This window comes from Actinoalloteichus sp. GBA129-24, from assembly GCF_001941645.1.
GTDB classification, from domain to species: domain Bacteria; phylum Actinomycetota; class Actinomycetes; order Mycobacteriales; family Pseudonocardiaceae; genus Actinoalloteichus_A; species Actinoalloteichus_A fjordicus.
Genome location: NZ_CP016077.1, coordinates 2,762,985 through 2,786,726, shown reverse-complemented (window position 1 = coordinate 2,786,726; position 23,742 = coordinate 2,762,985). Strand labels below are relative to the sequence as shown.

19 protein-coding genes are annotated in these 23,742 nt (G+C 70.9%); 4 read left to right on the top strand and 15 right to left on the bottom strand.

Annotated elements, in window-relative coordinates:
• Positions 1-41: 41 nt before the first annotated feature.
• The 11 genes from rapZ to UA75_RS12420 form a co-directional block, all read right to left on the bottom strand.
• Entirely contained in the window at positions 42-899 is an 858-nt protein-coding gene (gene rapZ / locus UA75_RS12470) for an RNase adapter RapZ (RefSeq protein WP_075743728.1), read from the bottom strand.
• Between the two features lie 41 nt (positions 900-940).
• Complete coding sequence (uvrC, locus tag UA75_RS12465; RefSeq protein WP_075740385.1) at positions 941-3,265, bottom strand: excinuclease ABC subunit UvrC; 2,325 nt, start codon at positions 3,263-3,265, stop codon at positions 941-943.
• Between the two features lie 156 nt (positions 3,266-3,421).
• A complete protein-coding gene (locus UA75_RS12460) occupies positions 3,422-4,513 on the bottom strand; it encodes a hypothetical protein (protein ID WP_075740384.1) in 1,092 nt (363 codons plus the stop codon).
• A 512-nt stretch (positions 4,514-5,025) separates the two neighbouring features.
• Positions 5,026-5,496, bottom strand: coding sequence for a PH domain-containing protein (locus tag UA75_RS12455; RefSeq protein ID WP_075740383.1), 471 nt, complete (start codon positions 5,494-5,496; stop codon positions 5,026-5,028).
• Complete coding sequence (gene ribH, locus UA75_RS12450; protein WP_075740382.1) at positions 5,493-5,987, bottom strand: 6,7-dimethyl-8-ribityllumazine synthase; 495 nt, start codon at positions 5,985-5,987, stop codon at positions 5,493-5,495. Before ribH ends, UA75_RS12455 begins: the two co-directional genes overlap by 4 nt.
• Positions 5,984-7,315 carry a bifunctional 3,4-dihydroxy-2-butanone-4-phosphate synthase/GTP cyclohydrolase II gene (locus tag UA75_RS12445; RefSeq protein WP_075740381.1) on the bottom strand — a complete coding sequence of 444 codons (1,332 nt, stop codon included), beginning with the start codon at positions 7,313-7,315 and terminating at the stop codon, positions 5,984-5,986. The genes ribH and UA75_RS12445 overlap by 4 nt, the downstream gene beginning before the upstream one ends.
• Positions 7,312-7,947: a riboflavin synthase gene (locus UA75_RS12440; protein ID WP_075740380.1), complete on the bottom strand. Its 636-nt coding sequence runs from the start codon at positions 7,945-7,947 to the stop codon at positions 7,312-7,314. The genes UA75_RS12445 and UA75_RS12440 overlap by 4 nt, the downstream gene beginning before the upstream one ends.
• A 591-nt stretch (positions 7,948-8,538) precedes the next feature.
• Positions 8,539-9,237, bottom strand: a complete 699-nt coding sequence (rpe, locus tag UA75_RS12435) for a ribulose-phosphate 3-epimerase (RefSeq protein WP_075743727.1) — start codon at positions 9,235-9,237, stop codon at positions 8,539-8,541.
• A gap of 1,448 nt (positions 9,238-10,685) precedes the next feature.
• A complete protein-coding gene (mmuM, locus tag UA75_RS12430) occupies positions 10,686-11,786 on the bottom strand; it encodes a homocysteine S-methyltransferase (protein ID WP_075743726.1) in 1,101 nt (366 codons plus the stop codon).
• A 57-nt stretch (positions 11,787-11,843) separates the two neighbouring features.
• On the bottom strand, positions 11,844-13,223 hold the full coding sequence (locus UA75_RS12425) for a hypothetical protein (RefSeq protein ID WP_075740379.1): 1,380 nt from the start codon (positions 13,221-13,223) through the stop codon (positions 11,844-11,846).
• The gene (locus UA75_RS12420) at positions 13,220-13,801 is read right to left on the bottom strand and encodes an RNA polymerase sigma factor (protein WP_075743725.1); all 582 of its coding nucleotides are present in this window, start codon (positions 13,799-13,801) and stop codon (positions 13,220-13,222) included. Before UA75_RS12420 ends, UA75_RS12425 begins: the two co-directional genes overlap by 4 nt.
• A 252-nt stretch (positions 13,802-14,053) precedes the next feature.
• Here UA75_RS12420 and def point away from each other — a divergent pair, with 252 nt between their 5' ends.
• The 3 genes from def to UA75_RS12405 are packed head-to-tail and all read left to right on the top strand — an operon-like array spanning position 14,054 to position 16,974.
• Positions 14,054-14,599, top strand: coding sequence for a peptide deformylase (gene def, locus UA75_RS12415; RefSeq protein WP_075740378.1), 546 nt, complete (start codon positions 14,054-14,056; stop codon positions 14,597-14,599).
• 6 nt (positions 14,600-14,605) lie between these two features.
• Positions 14,606-15,535 (top strand): methionyl-tRNA formyltransferase, encoded by a 930-nt coding sequence (gene fmt / locus UA75_RS12410; protein ID WP_075740377.1) that lies wholly within the window; start codon positions 14,606-14,608, stop codon positions 15,533-15,535.
• Positions 15,532-16,974, top strand: a complete 1,443-nt coding sequence (locus UA75_RS12405; RefSeq protein WP_075740376.1) for an RsmB/NOP family class I SAM-dependent RNA methyltransferase — start codon at positions 15,532-15,534, stop codon at positions 16,972-16,974. The genes fmt and UA75_RS12405 overlap by 4 nt, the downstream gene beginning before the upstream one ends.
• Before the next feature lie 875 nt (positions 16,975-17,849).
• Here the strand turns inward: UA75_RS12405 and UA75_RS12400 are convergent.
• From UA75_RS12400 to UA75_RS12385, 4 genes are all read right to left on the bottom strand, one after another.
• Positions 17,850-19,862: a primosomal protein N' gene (locus tag UA75_RS12400; protein WP_075740375.1), complete on the bottom strand. Its 2,013-nt coding sequence runs from the start codon at positions 19,860-19,862 to the stop codon at positions 17,850-17,852.
• Positions 19,863-20,229: 367 nt separating this feature from the next.
• Positions 20,230-20,997, bottom strand: a complete 768-nt coding sequence (locus UA75_RS12395; protein WP_075740374.1) for a class I SAM-dependent methyltransferase — start codon at positions 20,995-20,997, stop codon at positions 20,230-20,232.
• 90 nt (positions 20,998-21,087) lie between these two features.
• Positions 21,088-21,285: a ferredoxin gene (locus UA75_RS12390; protein ID WP_075740373.1), complete on the bottom strand. Its 198-nt coding sequence runs from the start codon at positions 21,283-21,285 to the stop codon at positions 21,088-21,090.
• A gap of 14 nt (positions 21,286-21,299) precedes the next feature.
• On the bottom strand, positions 21,300-22,505 hold the full coding sequence (locus UA75_RS12385) for a cytochrome P450 (protein ID WP_075743724.1): 1,206 nt from the start codon (positions 22,503-22,505) through the stop codon (positions 21,300-21,302).
• A 118-nt stretch (positions 22,506-22,623) separates the two neighbouring features.
• On the opposite strand from UA75_RS12385, the gene UA75_RS12380 reads away from it, so the two are divergent.
• Entirely contained in the window at positions 22,624-23,154 is a 531-nt protein-coding gene (locus UA75_RS12380; RefSeq protein WP_075740372.1) for a GbsR/MarR family transcriptional regulator, read from the top strand.
• Positions 23,155-23,742 lie beyond the last annotated feature (588 nt).

Here is a 23,742-nt window from a genome sequence, read left to right as displayed (position 1 = left end):
CTGCGGGGTTCCCGAACCCAGCGTCCCCGCACGCTGTGTCGTCACTCGCGTCCCAGATCCCGATGCACGACCTTGACGGTCAGCCGGTCCTCGCTGGAGAGGCGGTGGGACAGCTCCTCCGACAACGCGACACTGCGGTGCTTGCCGCCCGTGCAGCCGAGCGCGAGCGTCAGGTATCGCTTGCCCTCCCGCCGGTATCCGGCGCTGACCAGCCGCAACAGCTCGTGATAGCGGTGCAGGAACTCCTCGGCGCCCTCCTGGGAGAGGACGTAGTTGCTGACGTCGGAGTCCTGGCCGGTCTGGTCCCGCAGCTCGGGGATCCAGAACGGATTGGGCAGGAATCGCACGTCCATCACCAGGTCGGCGTCCATCGGGAGACCGTACTTGTACCCGAAGGACAACACCGTGACCCTGGTCCTGGTGCTCGCCTCCGAGCCGAAGGCGTCCTCGATCTTGCCGCGAAGCTGATGCACCGACAGGCCGGTGGTGTCCAGCACCAGGTCGGCCTCCTCGCGCAGCCGCGACAGCAGCGCCCGCTCGGCACCGATGCCGTCGGCCAGCCGCCCGTCACCCTGCAGCGGGTGGCCGCGTCGGACGGCCTCGAACCGGCGGATCAACACCGCGTCCGTGGCCTCGAGGAACAACACCCTGGGCTTGTAGCCCCTGGCGTCCAGATCCTTGATCACCGAGGCCAGATCCTCGGTGAACGCCCGACTCCGCACGTCCATCACGACGGCGACCCTGGTGATCACCGAACTCGACCTCGCGCCGAGCTCGACCATGGTCGAGATGAGCTCCGGCGGCAGGTTGTCGACCACGAACCAGCCCAGATCCTCCAGGCATTTGGCCGCGGTGCTCCGCCCCGCACCGGACAGCCCGGTGACCACCGCCACCTCGATGCCCGGCTTGTCCTGCGACCCCTCGTTCTCGGGTGCGCTCGTCACGTCCCCTCCTGTTCCCCGTTCGATGTGCTGCTCCCACTCGCGTTCCCGTTCAGCGCCAGATGCACCGCCTCCGCGGTCCGTCGTCCGACGCCGGGGACGAGGCTGATCTCCGCCACGTCCGCAGCCCTCAACCTGCGGAGCGAACCGAAGTGTTTCAGCAAGGCGGCCCGCCGGGTTCGACCGAGTCCGGGGATCTCGTCGAGTGCGGAGGTCGTCATGCGCCGCGAGCGCTTCTGCCGGTGATAGCCGACGGCGAAGCGGTGTGCCTCGTCTCGCACCCGTTGCAGCAGGTAGAGCGCCTCACTGGTCCGAGGCAGGATCACCGGTTCCGCCTCGCCGGGAACCCAGACCTCCTCGAGTCGCTTGGCGAGGCCGACCACCGCCACGTCGGTGACGCCTGCCTGGTCGAGTTCCTCGGCGGCTGCGGCGGCCTGCGGTCCGGCCCCGTCCACCACCAGCAGATTGGGCGGGTAGGCGAACCGCCTCGGCCTGCCGGTCTCGGGGTCGATGCCGGGTCGGGACGAGGGGGTGTCGAGATCGAGATCGAGATCGCCGGTGGCGAGCGCCGCCGTCGGGCCTTCCGTCTGGTCGACGGGGTCCCCGCCTCCAGTCCGCTCGAACTCGACGGGCGGCTCGGCGTCCCGGCTCGCGGCGGGTCCGGCGGCGTCCGTTCCGACAGCGACCTGCTCGGGAGCAGCCTCGGTTCCCGGCTGCTCCCCGCTGGCCGCCTCGGCACGGTGGCGGGCGAAGCGTCGGCGGACGACCTCGGCGATGGAGCCGACGTCACCGCCCTCGACGCCTTCGCGGATCGCGAACCGCCGGTAGTCGGACTTGCGCGGCAGGCCGTCCTCGAAGACGACCAACGAGGCCACCACGTCACTGCCCTGCACGTGGCTGACGTCGATGCACTCGATTCGCAGCGGCGCGCTGTCGAGCGCCAGGGCCTCCTGAAGCTCCTGCAACGCCTTGGACCGCGCGGTCAGGTCGCCCGCCCTGCGCATCTTGTGCTGGGTGAATGCCTCGACGGCGTTGCGGGCCACGGTGCTCATCAGAGTCCGCTTGTCGCCGCGACGCGGTACGCGAAGACTGACCCGCCCGCCGCGCAGGCGAGACAGCCACTCCGTCATCGCCTCGGCGTCCTCGGGCAGCCGAGGCACCAGTACCTCTCTCGGCACGGGGCTGCCACCGCCATCGGCCTGCTCGGCCAGGCCGGCCTGTTCGCCGTAGAACTGGCTCAGGAAGCGGCTCACCAGTACCGGGGAGATCGAATCCGCGGCGCCCGGCTGCCGGTCTTCGGCATCGAGCTCGGCGGCCGCATCGGACTCCGCCGCCGAATCCGTCTCGGCAGGCTCCGCGGCAGGGCCCGAGCCCGAATCGGCGGCCGACCGTTGCGCGGGCTCCACGACGGTCTCGGCGGACTCCGGCGCGGCGGCGGCAGGATCGTCGGTCTTGTCGATGACCCAGCCCCGCTGTCCCCGGACCCGCCCGCCGCGAACGTGAAAGATCTGGACGGCGGCCTCCAGCTCGTCCTGCGCGAAGGCGATCACGTCCGCATCGGTGCCGTCACCCAGCACCACCGCCTGCTTCTCCATGGCACGGCGCAGGGCGCCCACGTCGTCGCGAAGCCGTGCGGCCCGCTCGAACTCCAGTTCGGCGGAGGCCTCCTGCATCTCTCGCTCCAGCCTCCGGACGAGCGAGTCGGTGCGCCCGGCGAGGAAGTCGCAGAAGTCGTCGACGATCGCCCGGTGCTCCTCGGCGTCGACCCGACCCACACAGGGCGCGGAGCACTTGCCGATGTAGCCGAGCAGGCAGGGCCGTCCGATCTGCTGGTGACGACGGAACACCCCGTTCGAGCAGGTTCTGGCCGGGAAGACGCGGAGCAGCAGGTCCAGGGTCTCCCGGATCGCCCAGGCATGGGCGTACGGACCGAAGTACCGCACGCCCTTGCGGCGAGGCCCCCGGTAGACGAACAGCCGAGGGATCTCCTCGTGCAGGGTGACCGCGAGCACGGGATAGGACTTGTCGTCCCGGTAGCGGACGTTGAAGCGCGGGTCGTACTCCTTGATCCAGGAGTACTCCAGCTGAAGTGCCTCGACCTCGGTGCCGACGACCGTCCACGCCACCGACGACGCGGTGGTGACCATCTGTCGCGTCCGCGGATGCAAGGTGGACAGATCGGCGAAGTAGGAGGAGAGCCGCGAGCGCAGGCTCTTCGCCTTACCGACGTAGATCACCCGGTCGGTGTCGTCACGAAAGCGATAGACGCCCGGCTCGTCCGGGATGGCACCCGAGGCGGGGCGATACGTCGAGGGGTCTGCCACCCGCCCAAGCCTACGGCGGCGCTCCGACACCGCCGCCACACCCGGTCGAAGATCGCGTCGAGAGCCGGGACGGGCTCGGTACCGACGGGCTGGCGAGATCGCATACCCGCCGCCCCGCCGCTCACTCGGGCGTCCGTACGGCACAGAGCAGGGTGGTCACTCCGCCGACGGCCAGGGATCGAGCAGGTACCGCCCCCGTGTCTCCTCGGCCGCATCAGCGGCGAGCCCGGCAGAGACATCAGAGACAGGCCCGCTCCCCGGTGGTTCGGCGTGCCACGCCCATCCCGACGGAGTCGCCGAGGCAGGCCGGGACAAGACCGGTGCCGGCTCCGAACGGAGGCCGATCTGCTCGGTGACCGGACGCGCACCGTCGTCCTCGGCGTTCCCGGCGACCCCGGTGAACAGGTCGGCGAGGCCGCGTCCGAGCCACAACAGCAGCATCACCAGGAACACCGTCGCGAGGACCACGGGAACCACGAAGGCCGGGATCACCAGCGTCTCGGGTTTGAAGCTCCGACGGGGTCGGAGGCGGGCCGCCATGGCGGCCGAGGAGTCCACGGCCTCCTCGGGATCGTCGGACGCGTCGTCCTCGCGGCCCTGCCTCGGCTCCGGGATCGAGTGCTCGACGAAGGACTCCTGGTTGAGCTGCTCATTGCTGGGGACGTCGAAGGCCAGGTGCAGCGCCGACAGCACGGCTCGGACGTCGGAGGTGCTCCACCGGCGCCCGCCCCGGTCCAGCCGGACCACCGTGCGGCGGATGGACTCGTGATCGCCTGCGCAGACCAGGTAGTTGCCCAGTCGCCCGCTCGCCCGATCCTGCTTGACCTTGAGATCGGGTCCCGCCACGCACACCAGACCCGCGACGGCGTCGTCCCGGACGCCCAGCGTCCGAAGGTGCTCGCGCAGCGCGAAGACGAGTCGCGTGACCCGCTCCCCCGGATTCGCGTCCTGCTCGGTGCCCAGGGCGGCGTCCATCCCGTCCACCGTCCAGGCGCCGCCTGCGTCCGCACGGAGTCTGCCGCCGCGATACCAGGGCAGCGAGCGGAGTTCGACGACGATCAGCATCGCGGGGGTCAGCAGGACCGCATGCGCCTCCTGCTGCTCGCCGTTGGGCATCGGGACGGGAATCTCGAAGTAGGCCAGTCCCGAGAGGCCGCTGCCCCGACCGGCTTCGAGGAGCCGTTGCCGGAACCACGAGCCCGCGGTGCTGGACAACTGCTTCGCACGCTGTGTTCCGACGACCTGCATGCCGCCTCCTGTGCGACTGTGCGCGACCAATCGGCAACCTAGCGCAGCGATTCGTGCCTGCCGAGGGTGCTGCGGCGACACCACCGAGACGGCCGCATCAGCTCACCCGCCCGGCGCAGAGTGATCGCCGCGCGGTCGCACGGTGTCGCGGTCGCTGCGCCCGGCCGGGGTCGACCGATGCTCCGGTCGAGACAGCGACCGGGCGAGCCGGCTGAGGCGGGCAGGCGGGCCAACCGGCACGAAACGCGGGACTCGGCACCACAACGCGGCACCCCGACCGCCCGCTGCGCGTGAGCGAGGACGTCCCGGCAATCGAATCCCATTCTCGCTGTCGTCCGAACGCGCCTCCGTCCAATGCAGGCCGACGGACCAGCCGCACCGGGTCGAGAAGGCCCCGGGCATCGCCTGCGGCGGCGCATGTCACCGGTCCGGCGAGTGCGGCGCTGTGACGCCCCCGATACCCGATGCCCCCGATTCGCCGTGCAGCAGCGGACCGGCGACCACCGCGGAGGTCAACGTGCGTGAGGGCTGTACTCGTAATACAGCCTGCGCAGTTCCCGCATCGCTCGGACGGCGTGCTGTCCGTCGGCAGCCTGAACGGCCATCACGGCCTCGTACTCGTCCTCGGGCAGCTCCAGCCGAGCCCACGGCGTGCCGTCGGGGAAGGTGACGTCCAGTACCAGCGCCCATTCCAGGCGCCGGGTGCTGATGAAGTTGCGTACCGTGAGGCCCTCGGCATCGATGGTCAGTCGGGGACGCGCGAACACCAGCGCCCCACAGCCCAGCAGGATGCCGAGACCCGCCATCGCGATCTGGTCCGCGAGGCGGAAGTACACGCCCGTCGGAGTGTCCCGCAACAACACCGCGACCACGCCGAACACGGCGATCAGCACCGCCGCGGCCCCGATCGCCACCCGGCGGGCCCTACGCGGGCGGACGACCAGAATCGGTCGCGACTCCGCCGTGCTGATCGACTCGCTCATCCCGCACTCCCACTCGACTCACGTCGCAGTTCCCGCAGCAGGGCGGCCGTGGCCAGCGCCGCGACGGCCGCCTCCCGTCCCTTGTCCTCTGTCGACTCCGGCAGCCCGCACCTGTCCAGCGCCTGCTGCTCGTCATCGCAGGTCAGCACGCCGTTTCCCACCGGAGTCGACTCGTCGAGCGCCACCCTGGTGAGCCCTGCGGTAACCGCGTCGCACACGTACTCGAAATGCGGTGTACCGCCGCGGATCACGACGCCGAGCGCCACCACCGCGTCGTGGTCGCGAGCCAGCTGCTGACAGACCACGGGCAGCTCCACAGCGCCCGTGACCCGCACGACCAGCGGGGCGAGGCAGCCCGCCTCGGTCGAGGCGGCCACCGCACGATCGACCATGGTCTCGACGATCTTCTCGTGCCAGCGGGTGGCGACGATCGCCACCCGCAGCCCGGCCGCCGAGGAGACCTCGATGCTCGGTCGTCCTGTTCCGCTCATGACTTCGCTCCTGCTTCACCGCTGTGGTCGACACCGTCGGCGCGATCGGTTCCGCCCGCTCGTCCGTCGTGGGCACGCCTGCCGATCTCGCCGAGGTCGCCCAGTTCGTGCCCCATGCGGTCCCGCTTGGTCCGCAGGTACCGCAGGTTCTCCGGGTTCGGTCGGATGGGCAGTGCCGTCCGGCCGGTGACCCGCAGTCCGTAGCCCTCCAGGCCGATCCGCTTCTCCGGGTTGTTGGTGAGCAGACGCATCGACCGCACCCCGAGGTCCACCAGGATCTGTGCTCCGGTGCCGTAGTCCCTGGCATCGGCGGGCAGTCCCAGCGCGAGGTTCGCGTCGACCGTGTCGGCCCCGGCGTCCTGAAGCTGATAGGCCTGCAGTTTGTGGATCAGCCCGATTCCCCGGCCCTCGTGCCCCCGCATGTAGAGCACGACGCCCCGACCCTCGGCGGCGACGGCGGCCAACGCGGCGTCGAGCTGCGGACCGCAGTCACAGCGCAGCGAGCCGAAGACGTCGCCGGTGAGACATTCGGAGTGCACCCTGACCAGGACGTCCTCGCCGTCGCCGACCTCACCGAAGACCAGGGCGATGTGCTCGATGCCGTCCAGCGTGCTGTCGTAGCCATAGGCACGGAAGTTCCCGTGCGGAGTGGGGATGCGGGCCTCGGCGACCCGCTCCACCTGCTTCTCGAACCTGCGCCGATAGGCGACGAGGTCGGCGATGCTGATCAGGGCGAGGTCGTGCTCTGCGGCGAAGACCTCCAATTCCTCCCGCCGCGCCATCTCGCCCTCGTCCTTCTGGCTGACGATCTCGCACAGCACACCCGCAGGGTGCAGTCCCGCGAGCCTCGCCAGGTCGACGGCCGCCTCGGTGTGGCCGGGACGCCGGAGCACCCCGCCCTCCTTGGCCCGCAGCGGCACCACGTGTCCGGGACGGAGCAGGTCGGAGGCGGTGGCCTCGGGGTCGGCGAGCAGTCGGATGGTGTGGCTGCGATCGGCGGCGGAGATGCCGGTGGTCACCCCGTCCTTGGCATCCACCGTCACCGCGTACGCGGTGCCCCGCCGATCCTGGTTGCTGTGGTACATCGGCGGCAGGTCCAACCGCGCACAGTCCTGCTCGGTGAGGGGCACGCACAGGTACCCCGAGGTGTGTCGCACCATGAACGCCACCAGCTCAGGGGTGGCCTTCGCCGCAGCGAAGATCAGGTCGCCCTCGTTCTCCCGGTCCTCGTCGTCGACGACGATCACCGGCCTGCCTGCGGCGATGTCGGCGATCGCCCGCTCGATCATCGCCACGTCGGGCCCGGAGCCCGGCCGCCCCTCGCTCATCGCGTCACCTCCGTCGTGACCGGGCTGGGCGACACGGGACGGGCGGCGTGCGCAGTCAGCTTCTCCACGTACTTGGCCAACACGTCGACCTCCAGGTTGACTCGATCACCCGGCGCTCGCCGACCCAGGGTGGTCAGTTCGAGTGTGGTCGGGATCAGGCTGACCGTGAAGGAGTCCGCGTCGACGGCGCTCACGGTCAGCGAGATGCCGTCGACGGCGATCGAGCCCTTCTCGACCACGTAGCGGGCCAGGGCCGAGGGCAGGGCGATCCGCACCAGCTCCCAGTGCTCAGCCGGGCTGCGCTCCACCACGGCGCCGACGCCGTCGACGTGCCCCTGCACGATGTGTCCGCCGAGCCGGGCGGTGACGGCCAGCGCTCGTTCCAGGTTGACCACGTCGCCACGCTCGATGCCGTCGAGGTTGCTGCGCAGCAGTGTCTCCGACATCACATCTGCGGTGAACGTCCCGTCGCGCACGTCGACAACGGTCAGACAGACGCCGTTGACCGCGATCGAGTCGCCGTGTCGTGCGTCGGAGACCGCCGAGGCGGCGGCGACCGTGAGTCGAGCGGCGTCGGGCAGGCGAGTCACCTCGCGAATCTCGCCCAGTTCCTCGACGATCCCGGTGAACACTGGTGACCTCCATGACGAGTGGACGACCGTTCGCACGCGCGGCGGCGACGAACCAGGTGTGCGGCGACTGCGGCACCTGCAGTCCGAGTCTCCCACCGTCGGGGGATCGACTCTTATCTCGGGTGTGCTGGTCTCATGCGACGGGAACCCGATCACCGAGATGATTCGTCGGACGCCCGAATCCGACGTGGTCGAAGCGCGGCCGCCCCATGGGCGCATGCTCGCCACGGCGTCGCATCGCAGGTCACACGGCTTGCCGTGGACACGAGGCGCCCCGGACCGCCGTCGACGTGCCGGTGCGACGGCCGGGTGACCGACTGCGAGGCGGGGTGTTGACCGCCTGGCGGAGGGGGCGCCTCGGCATGGCAGCGCCGCTCGACGGGCAGGTCGACTCTGCGAGCCGAAGCGGCAGACATGCCGCCGCGTCGGGTGCAGCAGCAGGCCTGCGACCGCGGGGGACGAGACAGCAGACCGGCCGATCGCAGGTCTGGCACGACAGGCACGCCGACCGTGCACGACGACACAACAGACATGCCGACCGTGCACGATGCGACGGCAGGCGGGGCTGCCGTCGGGGGACCACACGATCCGCTACGGCCGCTCAGCCGGTGTCCGATGGGCCGGGGCTGCGGCGGCGGCCTTGGATCGCAGGTACTCCACTGCCTCCCCGGCATCGGCTGCGGAGTACACGGCCGAGCCCGCGACGAAGCAGTCCACACCCGCCTCGGCCGCAGCCTCGATCGTCTGGGCGTTGATGCCGCCGTCGATCTCCACCAGCAGCCGCAGGTGCCCGGTGTCGACGAGGTGTCGGGCCTGCCGGACCTTGGCCAGGGTCTCCGGGATGAAGGACTGCCCGCCGAAACCGGGCTCCACGGACATCACCAGCAGCGTGTCGTAGTGGCGAAGCACGTCGAGATACGGCTCCAACGGGGTGTTCGGCTTGATAGAGAGTCCGGCCCGAGACCCGGCCGCCCGCAGATCACGGGCGATGCCGAGCAGGTCGGCGGCGGCCTCGGCGTGCACGGTGACGTTGTGTGCGCCCGCCTCGGCGTAGCCGACAGCCCATCGATCCGGGTCCTCGATCATCAGATGACAGTCCAGCGGGATGTCGGTGGCGGCCAGGAGGGCCTGCACCACGGGCAGTCCGAGCGTCAGGTTGGGCACGAAGTGGTTGTCCATGACGTCGACGTGGAGCCAGTCGGCGCCGGGGCGCCCCACGGTCCCCGCCACCGAGGCGACCTCGTCGGCCAGCCGGGCGAAATCGGCGGACAGGATCGACGGAGCGATCATCGGTCGACGATCGACGGTCGAGGGCTGAGCTGGTTCTGGTGCGACGGACACGCACCGGAGTGTAGGAGACGGGCCTGTACCGCCTGCGGAACGCGGTCGCCACGACAGGAGGAGGACGGCGAGGCCCGCCCGAGCAAGCCCGCCGAGCAAGCCCTGCCCGGCCCAGACCTGCCCGATCGAGACCTGCGGCGAGGCATGGACGTCGATCTCCTTCCGGACGGTCAGCCCGGGCGCGGTGACGGGGCGCACGCAGCCGGTCGACGGCGGTTGCAGCCCACCCCGAGCCGCAGCAGCGAACGGCCACCGCCTACGGGAGGAGGTCCCGATCAGGCAGCTCCGCCCTTCTAGGTCCAAGGCGCGTTCGATCGCGCGGCGGGCCCGGCCTGCGGGAGGCGCTGACGGTGGCCTCCGGACGGCTGGCTCCTCGATCGCGCCGTGGCCGACTCGTCCTTGCTCTTGAAAGAGCCGTTTCTCGGTCTCCTGCCTGCTGCGCAAAGAAGTCCGGATTCTCGATCCGCACCTCCCCGGCCCGTCGCGGGCACTCACTCACGAGGACCAGCCGAGTCGCCGTCGGGGCAGTAGGGCGTGCACGGCGTGGCAGCAGCCGGGCTCGATCGAATCCCGGCCGCAATCGCGACGGAGCAGGTGTTCCACCCGATCGATATCTTGCCGAAATCGAACACCTGTTCGATCATCGAATCATGACTTCTCACCACACTCCTCAACTGTTCGACACCCGCCGCACCGCGCCCGCCACGGCGGCGCCGTGGCTCGCCGAGCCTGCGGCTCACCCACCGTCACGGCGGTCCGCTCGCCGGTGGTCTCGCATGCGGACGATGGTCGTCGCCAGGTCGGCCCGAGCGATCATCGCGGCCGGGCGGCGCGAGCCACGGCAAACGGGCTCCGGGTTTCTCGCCCTGGCCGGGTTCGTCGCCGGGCTGCTCAGCAATGCCCTGGGCCCGCCGGGTTGTCGAAGGGGGCGGGCAGGGCCGAGAGCTGCCGGCGTGGGTCGTCCCGACCGGGCCGCAGGCGAGGGCGCCACCCGTATCCCCGATCACGCCGACGATGACGGCCTCGCAGGTGCCCGCGCTCGGGTGGCCGCCGTCGTCCTGGCACGGCTGCCGTGGCCCACCGCTCAGCACGGGGCGGCATCGACTCACCGCCGAGAACCTCTCGGCTCCTCGGCCGGGTCGCCGCACACGTCGCTGCCGAGAACGGTCGATCACGTCGCCCCCACGACGGTCGCCCACGCCGCAGGCGAAGGGGGCTCGGTGAGCAACGGGGAGGTGTGTCCGACGGCTGTCACCGAAGTCACCATCAGCGGGTGGTCGGGTCTGTCCTCACCCTCTGCACCGGATCGTGCCGAGGCCGGCGCACCCGCCCGGCAGGCCGGAAACCACTCGTCCGCTCGGCCCGAGCCCCCGCCCGCGCCGATCGGTCCGCACGAGTCACGTGCAGGCGTCGACCTCGGCCGCCAGCGCCGCGATCTCGGCGGGTCGGACGCGGCAGCAGCCGCCGACCAGGCGGGCACCCGCTGCGATCCAGTCGCGGACGTCGCCGGGACGAAACCGGCCGGGTCCGGCCCAGGCCCGCTCCGAGGCATTCCAGACCTCACCGCCGTCGGGGTAGACCACCACCGGTTTACCGCTGCACTCGGCGGCGAGTCGCACCACCTCGGCAACGCCGACCGGGCTGGCACAGTTCACCCCCACGGCCACGACGTCTGCTCGGCCCCGCACCATCGCGAAGGCCTCGGCCAGGGGCTGGCCTGCCCTGGTGTGCATCCCGGTGGAGGTGAAGGTCAGCCAGGCGGGCAGCCCCAGCCCGTCGAGTTCGGCGAGCACGGCCGCAGCCTCGTCGACGTCGGGAATGGTCTCGATCGCGAGCAGGTCCGGCGCTGTCTCGGCCAGCAGCCGGAGGCGGGGTCGGTGGAAGGCTCGAAGCTGACCGACGGTCAGGCCATACCGGCCTCGGTATTCCGAGCCGTCGGCCAGGTACGCGCCATAGGGGCCGATCGAGGCGGCGACCAGGAGCCGCTGCTCCGCTTCCCCACGGTCGGCGGTCCGCTCCCCCGGCGCTCGCGCTTCTGCCTGCGTCCCACCGTGGTCGACCGAGTTCGACCGCGCGGCCGCGCCGCGATGCCGGGTCGCGGCCGGGTCGATCCGGCCACCATCGACGGGGCAGGCGACGTCTCGGGAGTCCTGGGACGACGAAGCCGCCGACCGGGTCAGTCGTCCGGCCACGATCTCGTCTCGGGCCCGTCGGGCGAGTGCGACGCTGGAGGACAGCAGCGCGGCGGCCTCGGCCCGGTCGACGCCCGCCGCCGCCAAGCCCGGCAGGCTCGCCTGGTAGCTCGCCGTGATGGCCACCTGTGCGCCTGCGAGAAAGAAGGCGCGATGGGCGGCCACGATCTCCTCGGGGGCGTCCCGCAGGAGACGCGCCGACCACAGGGCACCGGAGAGGTCATGTCCCCTGCGCTCCAGCTCGGTGGCAAGCCCGCCGTCCAAGACGACGGGCCTGCCGCTGCTGAGCCACGGCTCACCGAGCACGGGCAGCCTGTCGAACTCGCCGTCCGTCACCCACGCCACCGTAGGCGACCGGAGCCGTCACCACTCGAGCAGGAACTCCTGCTCGTCGATGAGTGCCCCTGCGGCGTCGTAAGCCCGGAAGGAGGCGGTGTCGCCCTCCCGGGCGCTGTCCTCCGGGAGCCGGGCGGCATACATGCCCGCCTCGATCAACGCGTCCACCTCGGCACCGCCGGAGACGACGATCACGAGCCTGCTCACCTCCTCGGGAACCACTCCCCAGACGGCCTGCGCCTCGCCCCCTTCGACGAACTCCGCCATCACCGGAGTCGTCTCGGTCACGTCCTCGGGGAGGTGTTTGGCCGCCCACAGGCTGCTGGTGGCACCGGGCCCCGGCGTCGCCGCGTTCAGCCAGCACATGCCCATCGCGGCCCTGGTCCTGGCGACCAATATCCTCGGGACCGCGCCGGATTCCGGGTAGACCGAGAAGGCAGGCCCTGCCCGCCACGACTGCGGGCTCGTCGACGCGGAATCCTCCAGGCACTGACGCAGCCACTCGTTCTCCGCCACGCCCTGGCCCGGAGCCGTGCTCGCCCACTCCTCGTCTTCGGGGCCGCCCGGCGCATCAGGCCCGGGATCACGCTCTTGTTCCCATTCCTCCACCGCGTCGGGGCGGTCTTCCACCGCAACCAGGAAGGGAGCGACCGGGGGAAGATCGCCGAGTGGGATCTGCTGATATTCAGGCGCGGGCCCGGTGCGGTAGAACTCCGCCGAGGGCAGGTAGTCCTCGGCGAAGGTCTGGTCGCCGTGCATCGGCGCGAAGAACACACCGTCCTCGACGACGACGTCGACCGTGAGGGTCCCCTGGCCGTCCCTCACCTCGAAGTACAGCCCGTAGGGGAACTCTCCGCCGTAGTCCGCGGGTACCCGTCCGAGGATGCTCCCCGTCGCCGTCACCTCGATACTGGCCACCGGACGGTCGTCGGTGGGTTCGGCGACAGCCGCCGCAGGGTCGCTCACGTGAGCCCACAGCGCCGTGACGTGACAGAAGAAGCGCTGGTCCGCCGCCTCGATCTCCAGGACCTGTCCGTCGAACAAGGTCTTGGAGACCGTCCAGGAGCCCGGGTCCGGGAACTGTTCGCCGGCCCCCGCCTCCGCGACGGCCGCGCCGCACCGATCGAACGGCTCGTCGCCGACGGGCACCTCGGACGCTTCCGATTCACCGGACGGCGCAGGCCCGGCCGGGCCGTCCGCATCGCCCGCGAGAACGTTGGTCGTCACCACCGCCGCCATCGCGAGCAGGCCCACCGAGGCTGCGACGAGAACCGGGGCGCGAAGGCGGCTCGCCCTCGACTGCGCCGAGCCTGCTCCCTCGAGTCCCTGCCGAAGGCGAAACCTCATCCGATCACGGACCTCCTGCGGAAGTTCGCGACGCGGTGGCAGATCGAAGTCGTCGTTCATCGTGCCTCCAGGGCGAGCAGCGCGCGCAGCCGGGAGCGGGCACGCGAGATACGGGATCGGAGGGAGACCTCGGCGATGCCGAGCGCATCGGCCGCCTCGGCGGTCGAGAGCTCGCCCAGCAGACAGAGCTGGACCGCCTCTCGTTCCGCCCGAGGCAGCCGGTCGACGGCCGCCAGGACGCGCCGCAGCCTGTCCTCGCCGTCGAGTCGGTCCTCGACCCGCTCGGCGTGGTCGGTGACCGGTTCCCGGTCGCCGCCCAGCCGACTCAGCGCTCGGCGGAGCCTGCTTCTGCCCCGGAACTCGGTGCGGGCGAGGTTGCCCGCGACGGTGAACAGCCAGGGCAGGGCGCTCTCTCGCGTCAACCGCATGTCGGCACGTCGATGCCACGCGGCGAGGAACGTCGAGGAGGTCAGGTCCTCGGCGGTGCTCCACGATGCGGTCAGGCGATAGGCGTGATTCCACACCGCCTCGGAATGGCGTTCGAACAGCGCGCCGAAGGCCGCGTGGTCGCCTTGCGCCGAACGCTGCCACAGCGCAGCGTCGGCGAGCGCGGCGAGGGGAATCTGCTCGGCAGGCAACGGCCCCTCTCCCTGAGCCGCATTCGGTGGACTCTTCGCCACGGCGGTCTCCTCGGGGTTCAAGTGCAAGGTCACGGTGACTGGTCGCCGAACACGACACGGTGTTGCACGGAATCGCCGGATTCCCGAACCGATCCGGCAGCGGGCCGATCAGTCCGCCACCGTTCGCACCGCACCGGGTCCTCGGCCGTCGCCGGCTAGACTCCTGGCGACCAACGACCCGGCGAGTGTCCCCCTGGGACGAGGAGCCTCGTGTCCGTCCAGCCCATCACGTTCTTCGGTGATCCGGTGCTCCGCACCAGAGCTCGGGAGGTCGTCGACTTCGACAAGGCGCTGCGCGCCCTAGTCCAGGATCTGTGGGACACCATGGAGCAGCAGGGCGGCGCCGGGATCGCAGCGCCGCAGATCGGTGTGGGCCGCCGGGTCTTCGCCTATCACTGCGCAGGGCACGCCGGACATCTGGTCAATCCCACGGTGCGGCTGCTCGGGCACGATCTCGACGAGGAGCCGGAGGGCTGCCTGTCCATTCCCGGCATGAGCAGGCCGTGCAGGCGGGCGAATCGCGTGCTGGCGACCGGCTGGAACGTGCACGGCGAAGCGGTTCAGGTCCAGGGCGAGGGGCTGCTGGCCCGGTGCCTGCAACACGAGATCGATCACCTCGACGGCGTGCTCTATATCGATCGACTGTCCCCGGACACGGCAGCCCGCGTGATGCGGGACATCCGACAGACCGCCTGGTTCGACGGTGACGACGTCTCCACCGAGGAACTCTCACCCGCGCTGGCACGGAGGTACTAGAAGACCATGCGACTCGTCTTCGCGGGCACGCCGGAGCCCGCGCTCCCGGCGCTACGCACGCTGATCGACTCGGCACGTCATGAGGTCGTCGCGGTGGTGACCAGACCGGACGCCCCGGCGGGCCGAGGGCGGCGCCTGCTGCGCTCGCCGGTGGCCGCGCTGGCGGAGGAGCACGGCATCGAGGTGCTGACGCCGACGAAGGCGGGCGATCCCGACTTCCTGACACGGCTGACGGAACTGGCGCCGGACTGCGCCCCGGTGGTCGCCTACGGCGCCATGCTGCCGAAGGCCGCGCGGGCGATCCCGCGTCACGGCTGGATCAATCTGCACTTCTCCCTACTGCCTGCCTGGCGCGGCGCGGCGCCGGTTCAGGCGTCGATCCGTGCGGGCGACGAGATCACCGGGGCGAGCACGTTCCGGATCGTCAAGGAACTCGACGCGGGTCCGGTGTTCGGGGTGGTCACCGAGCGGATCGGCAGGCGTGACACCGCGGGCGAGCTGTTGGGCAGGCTCGCCGAGTCGGGTGCGGGTCTGCTGAGCGCCACCCTCGACGGCATCGAGGACGGCACGGTGTCGGCGCAGGAGCAGCCTCCCGCCGACGTCAGCTATGCGGCGAAGATCACCGTGGAGGACGCTCGGCTCGACTTCACCCTGCCCGCGCTCGCCGTCGACCGCGCGGCCAGGGCGCTGACGCCGGAGCCCGGCCCCTGGGCCCGGTTTCGGGACGAGCGACTCAAGCTCGGTCCCGTGCTGCCGGTGGTCTTCGACGATCCGTTGCCGCCGGGCCGCATTCTCGTCGAGCGCAAACGCGTGCTGGTCGGGACGGCGACCGACCCGGTGGCACTGGGTGAGGTACAGGCGCAGGGCAAACGTCGGATGGCGGCGACAGACTGGGCACGAGGGGTACGCATGGAGCAAGGCGAGGAGCTGCGATGAGCCCGTCACCCGCGCGAAGGGATCGCCGAGGCGGACCTTCCGGGCCGCCGCGCGGTCGGCAGGGGCCGCGGCGCCCGCCTGCGCAGGATTCGGCCAGGGAGGCCGCGTTGGACGCGCTCGGGGCGGTCCGAGAGAAGGACGCCTACGCGAACCTGGTGCTGCCGAGGCTGCTGCGGGACCGACGGCTGACGACCCGCGACGCGGCGCTGGCCACGGAGCTGACCTATGGCGCCTGCCGGGCCACCGGACTGTTGGACACGGTGCTCGGCGAATGCAGTGACCGGCCGGTCGACGAGATCGACGGTGTCGTCCTCGACGCCTTGCGGCTGGGCTGTTACCAGCTGCTGCGGACCCGGATTCCGACGCACGCGGCCGTGTCGGCCACGGTGGAGCTGGTGCGGGGTCGGGCGGGCAGCGGTGCCGCCGGGTTCGCCAACGCGGTGTTGCGGCGGGTCTCGGAGCGAACCGAGGACGAATGGATGGAGTTGCTCGCCCCGGACGCGACATCGGACCTGGTCGGGCATCTGGCCCTGCGTCACGCGCACCCGAGGTGGGTCGCGGAGGCTTTCGCTGCTGCGCTCGGCCCGGCAGCGGACGAACTCGCCGAGGCGCTGGCCGCCGACGACGCACGACCGGCCGTCCACCTGGTCGCCCGCCCTGGCGAGATCAGCTCGGCCGAGCTGGCCGCAGTCACCGGAGGTGATGAGGCCCCCTACTCCCCGTATGGAGTGCGGCTGGAAGCGGGCGCGGGCGACCCTGCCGACCTGGAACCGGTCCGGGAGCGCCTCGCCGGTGTGCAGGACGAGGGCAGCCAGCTCGCCGCGCTGGCGTTGACCAGGCCGTCGGTCGAGGGCTCGGATCTCCGCTGGCTCGACCTGTGCGCCGGGCCAGGTGGGAAGGCCGCGCTGCTAGGTGCACTGGTTGGTATCGACGGCGGCACCCTGGATGCCGTGGAACCGGCCGTGCACCGGGCCGATCTGATCCGCTCGCTGGTCCGTGGGCTGCCGGTCACCGTGCACGTCGGGGACGGTCGCGACAGCGGGCTGCAGGCGGGCGGCTTCGACCGGGTGCTGGTCGATGCTCCGTGCACCGGGCTCGGCGCGTTGCGGCGCAGGCCGGAGGCTCGCTGGCGGCGCAGGCCGTCGGACGTCGCGGAGCTGGCCCGGTTGCAGAGCGAGCTGCTCCGCGCGGCATTCGAGCTGGTGCGGCCCGGCGGGGTGGTGGCCTATGTCGTGTGCTCGCCGCATTTGGCGGAGACGGTCGACGTGGCGAGACAGGCAGCACAGCGCGAGGGTGTGATCCAGCTCGACGCGAGGCCGTTCTTCCCGGACGTCCCACGGCTCGGCGACGGTCCCGGTGTCCAGCTCTGGCCACATCGCCACGGGACCGACGCCATGTTCTGCGCGCTGTTCCGCCGCGAGACCCCGACGACCGGCTGATCCGCCGAATCAGTTCAGGCTGAAGCAGATCGAGCCGACCCGAGTCGAGCCGACCTGAGCCGAGGTGGACCACGGTCTAGACGAAGGACTCGGCCCACACCGTCGGGCGGGTGTCACCGACAGCCGTGGTGTGCTCGGCGTCGCCCGGTCATGCCCGGCGCACCGATGGTGGTCGGCGACCAGACGTCGCCGACCACCGGAGGGCTGCGGGCGGCACCGCGCGGCGGGACCGTGATCCGGAAGCACCTTGCGGAGCGCGTCCTTTGGTCCGGGTAAGGCCGCACCGGGTCGTGCCGACGCCGCTGGCAGGCCGCACCTGGTCGGCCGCCCCGTCGCGCGCCGTCGCACTCGCGCCCGATCAGCTCCAGGGCTTCCAGTAGCCGACCACCGTGCGCGATACGCAGAACCCGCCGCAGCCCTGCCGACCGGTTCGGTGCCGACCCTTCGCCTGCCCGAAGCGGCAGACAAGATCCGGTGAGGCCGAATCCAGTGAGGCCGCATTGTTCCGACCGGCCGGACTCTCCCGCCAGGCCGGGTCCGGGCACGCACGGTACGGCGGCACCGGACCGATCCCCGGCCCGTGGCCGCCTCGGACCCCACAGACAGCGACCCCGAGACGGATTCGGCAGGTCGCGAGAAGTATTCCTCGGTCGCGCGGTCGGTGAGCCCAGGAATCGATGAGCCGGGTGAAGACCCAGCCCTCAACAGCTTCGGCGTCAGCGTTCGAGGAGTCCCTCGAAGGTTCGAGGCGTTGCCGGAACGGGGCTGCGGTTCCCGCAGGCAACCGTGGTCGTCACAACCAGGCTGTGGTTGTCCGATACGGGCAGACTGCGGCCCGGCAGAACCACCGGCGGTGGCCGAGGAGAGGGCAAGCCTCAAATGAGGTCGAGCGGGTCGACTCGTACTCGAACGGGGTCCGGTTCCCTCCGTGCGGTGCGGATGGCGAGCGCCTCGGCGACCGAGGCGGCGAGGGCACGTCCCTGGCTGCGGGGCGCCCGCAGCAGCAGCCGCTCCCGCACCGCACCGCCGTCGGCGTCCACCTCGCCCAGCGGGACCGGGCCGAGCACCTCGGCTCCCTCGGGAAGACGCAGCAGTCCCTGCACCTGCTCGACGGCCTGCGGGACGGCGTCGAGAGCGGCCATCCGCGCCGCAGGCGGAAAGCCGAGTTCCCGCCTGCCTGCGAGTTCGGCGGTCGCGTGTCGGACCGGGTCCCACCAGACGAGCGCCTGCACCGGGGCCAGCGAGGACTCGGCCATGACGACCACCCGCCCGCCCGCCTCGGCGGACCGCACCAAGGCTGCGGCCGACAGCCACCGTCGCAGTGCCTCCTCCTCGGCACGCAGATCGGGCCGGGTCAGCAGTGCCCAGCCGTCCAGCAGCAATGCGGCGCCGTATCCCGTCGGCGCCAACGGCTCGGCCCCCGGCGTGCACACCACCAGGGCGGGGCCTGCCGGGATCGTGTCGAGCACGTCCGAGCCGCCGGAGGTTCGCACGACGACACCGGGAAAGGCTCGTCCCAGTTCTTCCGCAGTCCGCCCGGCACCGACGACGACGGCACGCAGCCGACGCGATCCGCAGTCGGGACAACGGAAGCCCGCCTCGGTCGCACCGCACCAGTGGCAGGCGGCGGGCCGTGGCATCCCGTCGGCCGAGCCGGGCAGAGCCAGCGGTCCGGCGCAACGCCTGCACCGCGCGCGGGACCGGCACTGTCCACAGGCCAGGGTCGGGACGTAGCCACGTCGAGGGACCTGGACCAGCACGGGGGCCTCGGCACCCAGGGCTGCTCTGGCCGCTTCGAAGGCGATGCCGGGCAGGCGGGCGCTGTGCGCCGCCGGATCGCGGGCCTCCTGCTCGGCGCTGGCGCCGACCGCCACCACTCGTGGTGCAGTGGCACGAACCACGGCCCGGGTCGCGATGACCTCGTGCGCCCAGCGGGTCTCCACCAGCAGCTGCGCCTCGGCGGTGCGGGGGAAGCCCGCGACGATCATCCCGGCGCCGATGAGGTGGGCACGTAGGGCCAGCACCTCACGGGTGTGCGGATACGGCGCATGGGGATCGGAGTGCACGTCGTCGCCGTCGTCCCACACGATGAACAGTCCGGGATCGGCGACCGGTGCGAAGGCCGAGGATCTGGTGCCGACCACGATGCGGGCGGTACCGCGTCGCACGGCGAGCCAACGTCGATAGCGCCGGGCCGGGCCGAGTCCTGCGGACAGCGCGGCGACCTGGTCCGCTCCGCAGAGCGTCGTGCAGGCGGCGGCCACCCGCAGGAGGTCTCGCTGGTCGGGGACCACGATGACGACGCCCCGGCCGGTCGCGGCGACCGAGGCGGCCGCCTCGGCGAATCGGGCGGGCCAGTCCTCGCCGGGCAGCGCCTGCCAGACGGCCCGTGCGGGCTTCCCGGCATGGAGTGCGCCGATGAGCTGTTCACCGTGCTGATAACGCCGCCAGCCCGCGACGTCGGGGCGCGGCGGCGGGTCGGCGGCGCACGGCCGGTCCTCCTTCTCCACCGCCGCGTGACGCGGTGGTATGGCGAGCCGGAGTACGTCGGTCAAAGTGCCCGCGTATCGGTCCGCGACCGCTCTGGCCAACGTCGCGATCTCCGTGCTGAGCACCGGTTCCGGGGAGATGACCTTGTCGATCCAGAGCAGCTTCCCGTCGAAGTCCGACTCCTCGATTCTGTCGAGCAGGAATCCGTCGACGAGCTGCCCCGCGAATCGCAGGCGAACCCGGACACCGGGCTGCGCCTGCTCGTCAAGGTGGGCGGGCACTCGGTAGTCGAAGGTGTGGTCGAGGTGGGCCAGCGGAAGGTTCACGCACACCTTGGCGACCGAGGCGGCCGAGGCTCGCTGCCATTCCCCGCGTCGCGGGGTCGTCGACCGTGCCATGTCGTTGGGTCTACCAGACCGGCCGGACGGTGTCCGTGCTGCCTCACTCCGATCATCGTGTCGATCTGGACGGCGGTCGGCGATCGGCTGCCTGCGTGAGCTGTGTCGGGAGATCGCGACGAGCGCGTTCAGGACGACGCCCCGGCGAGCTCGGCAGACTCCCGAGTCATCGCCGTGATGATCGCCACGTGCTGCCTGCCGGGTCTGCGCTTGCGCGCCCAGCCTGTCGAGATCGCGTGAGCCGGAGCGGGCCCGACCGACCTCGTTCTCGGCGGGGGTGTCACCGCCTGGCGCCTGCTCCGGTCCGTGGTCTGCTCCCTCGCCGAGCGTCGTCCCCGGTCAGGACGTCTGTTCCTGGAGACTCCGGTCAGCCGGGGCGCCGGTACACCCGGTAGCGGGCGGTCCTGGCCTGCCGCAAGGGCCGATCCGGGTCCAGTCCGGTGTCCGCGAGGAGGTCGTCGAGCAGCCCCGCCAGCGGACGGAGATCGGTGCCCGGCGCCCAGCGATCGGGGTCGTCGACGGCGGACTGCGCTGCGGCGCGGGGGGTCCGCTCCACCGCGTAGTCGACGACCACGTCGCCCGCGCGGGTCAGCTCACGCCGTGCGACCTCGTCGACCTGGTCCGCGGAGTTCAGGCCATTGCCCGCCGCAGGCGGCAGTACCCCGACCTCGGCGGCGCGACGACGCAGGTCGTCGAGGAGTTCCTCGATCGGGTCGGGGGCGCGGCCGCCGCCCAGATCGAGACACAGCACCCCGGCGGGTCTGAGCACCCTGGTCGCCTCCCCGACCGCCCCACTCCAGTCCATGACATGGTGCAGAACCCTGGCGATGTGCACTCCCGCCACCGACCCGCTGCGCAGGGGCAGCGCGGTGGCGTCGGCCAGCAGGAACGGCACGTTCGGACAGGTCGGACCGCGTCGGTCCACGACGTCCGAGGTCACCACGGGCACGCCTCGCCGGACGAGTTCGGCGGCGACCAGGCCGGAACCGGTGCCCACGTCGAGCACCAGGCCCGTCTCCGACCAGGCCGCCGCCATGCCCCCGTAGAACTCCTCGGCCGTCTCGGGCGGCAGATCCGGCAGCGGGTCGACCGGATGAATCCGACGATCTTCCAGAACCACGCGAACCGATCTCATCCGAGCAAGGTTAGGCCGGCGGACGTCCACCGATGTGAAATGCCGTGACCGCCCTAGGCCCCTCGTTGCACTCCCGATCGCTCAATCGGCTCACTCGGTGTGGACTGTGATCGCCCCGGAGGGACAGACCTCCGCCGCTTCGATCACGGCGTCCTGTCGTTCCACGTCCGGCGCCGCCTGGAGCAGGACCACGCGACCCTGCTCCTCGTCCTGATCGAACACCTCCGGACAGGTCAGGGCGCACATGCCCGCCCCGACACAACGGTCCTTGTCGACCTCGACCTGCATCGACTTCGCCCCCTCTACCAGGTCACCGGCAGGCTGTGCACGCCGTAGATGGCCATGTCGGTACGCAGCGGCACCTCGTGGGGCTCCACAGCCAGCCGCAAGTCGGGGAACTCGCGCAGCAGCGTACTGAAACCAACCCGCATCTCCACGCGGGCGAGCTGCTGCCCGAGGCACTGGTGGATGCCATGGCCGAAGGACAGGTGGCGAACCGAGTCCCTGGTCACGTCGAGTCGGTCCGGGTCGGCGAACCTCTCGGGGTCGCGGTTCGCCGCTGGGAGCGAGAGGACGAGCGTCTGCCCTGCCGTGATGGTCTCCCCGCCGAGTTCGACATCCTCCAACGCGGCGCGAATCGCACCGAACTGGATGATCGACAAGTATCGGAGCAGTTCCTCGACCGCACCGTCGATCAACGTCGGATCGGCGCGCAGGAGTGCCAGTTGATCGGGATTGCGCAGCAGCGCCAAGGCGCCGAGACCGAGCATGTTCGCAGTGGTCTCGTGCCCGGCGATCAAGAGCACGACGGCGATGTTCCGCAGTTCCAGGTCGGTGAGTTCGGTGTCGGTGATCAGCCCGCCGAGGATGTCGTCGGTCGGAGCGGCGCGCTTGACAAGGATCAATTCTGTCAAGAATTCCTCGATGCTCGTGAACGCGGCAGCGAACTTCTCCGGCGTTCCCTGCAGTTGCAGGAGGTCACGCGTCGCCTCCTGGAACACCTCACGCTGGTCGTAGGAGACCCCGAGTAGTTCGCAGATCACCCGGGAGGGGATCGGCAGCGCGAAGGACGACACCAGATCCGCAGGCCGGCCCTGCTCGCGCATCGCCTGGGCGTGTGACTCGACGATCTCGGTGATCCGCGGCTCCAGGGCACGCATCCGCCGCACGGTGAACTGCGCCGTCAGCTCACTGCGGTACCGGGTGTGCTCCGGCGCGTCCATCCGGATGAATGTTCCCGGTTCCGCAGGCGGCGGCAGGGTCTTGCCCAACGGATGATCGAAGGGGACGTGTCGCAGTTCTTGCCTGGAGCTGAATCTCGGGTCAGCCATGATCGCGCGGATCAGCGTGTAGTCGGTGACCAGCCAGCCCTGATGGCCGTCCGGGAAGGCCAACGGGTGCATCGGCCGCTCCGCCCGCAGCCGTAACAGCTCGGCGGGCGGATCGAAGGGGTGGTCTCGCGTGGTCGGCAGGGTCAGCGTGGCGGGTCGGTCGACAGCCTCAGTCATCGAGAACTCCATCTCCGAGACGACGGAGAGCGGGATCGCCCTCATCGCGTCGCCCGAAGATCACGCTACCCGAAGTTCATGAATTTCGTGAAGTGTTCGAATTAGATAACATCAGCGGATGAATCAGGACACCCTGCACAACACCGGTCCACCCCAGACACCGGAGGAACGTGACCCCGCCGAGGTCGCCCGCCTCTTGGAGCGTCTCGCCATCGGTTTCTCGTCGAGCGGCATCCCCCGGATGGCGGCAAGGGCGTTCGCGGCGATCCTGATCGCCGACGACGGTCGGCGCACCGCTGCGGAACTGGCCGAGCTGCTGAACGCGGGGGCGCCGGCAATCTCCGGTGCGGTCAAGCACCTCACCGAGATTCGGATGGTCATTCGCGAGCGTGAGCCGGGCAGGCGTCGGGACCACTACCGCATCGACGACGACATGTGGGGCGAGCTGCTCACGCGACGAAGCGAATGGCTGCTGTCCTGGCAGGAGGGTGCACGCGACGGCAAGAAGATCATGGGCCCCGCCACCCCGGCCGGACGACGCCTCGCCGAGACGGAGCAGTTCCTCACGTTCATCCGCGCCGAGCTGCCGAAGCTGATGCGACGGTGGTCGGAGCATCTGGCCGCTCTGCGCAAGGCCGAAGCGGGCTGATCGCCGAGCCCGCACCATCCTTGGTCCTTCTCCTGGCGGGCAGGACGACCGCTTCGCGCGGGTCCTCTAGACCGGCTCTGACTTGGATCTGCGGATGGCGCGGGCATCGGCCCGACGCGGGATGCGCAGCAGCTCGCCGCAACCGCCGCCGCCGACCAGCCGGTGCGTCTCAGGACACCCCGCCATGCTCGATGATCTGCCTGCCACCGCTTCCTGACGGAGACCCTGCCGGCCTCCTGTCGCGCCCCGACACCGCGCCCCGCCAGGCCACCTGAGCCACGCGAACCCGACCGCGGCTCCGCCGAGGCCGGCACCCCGTCGAGGCCGGACTCGGTCGGAACCGAGCCCGGTCAGAACCGAGCCGGTCGGAATCGGACTTCGCCGACACCGAAACCCGGCCGAAGCCCGCGCAGGGCAGGCCGGAAGACATCTCGACCACGAGCAGTCGAGACCGACGACGTCGATCACGTCGTGGTGCGGATGAGGCGCGCCCGCGAGACACGAATCGGTCCTCCCCCGCATGACGAACGGCGCCCACCTCGAATCAGATCGAGGTGGGCACCGTGTCAGATGCTCGCCATCGCACCA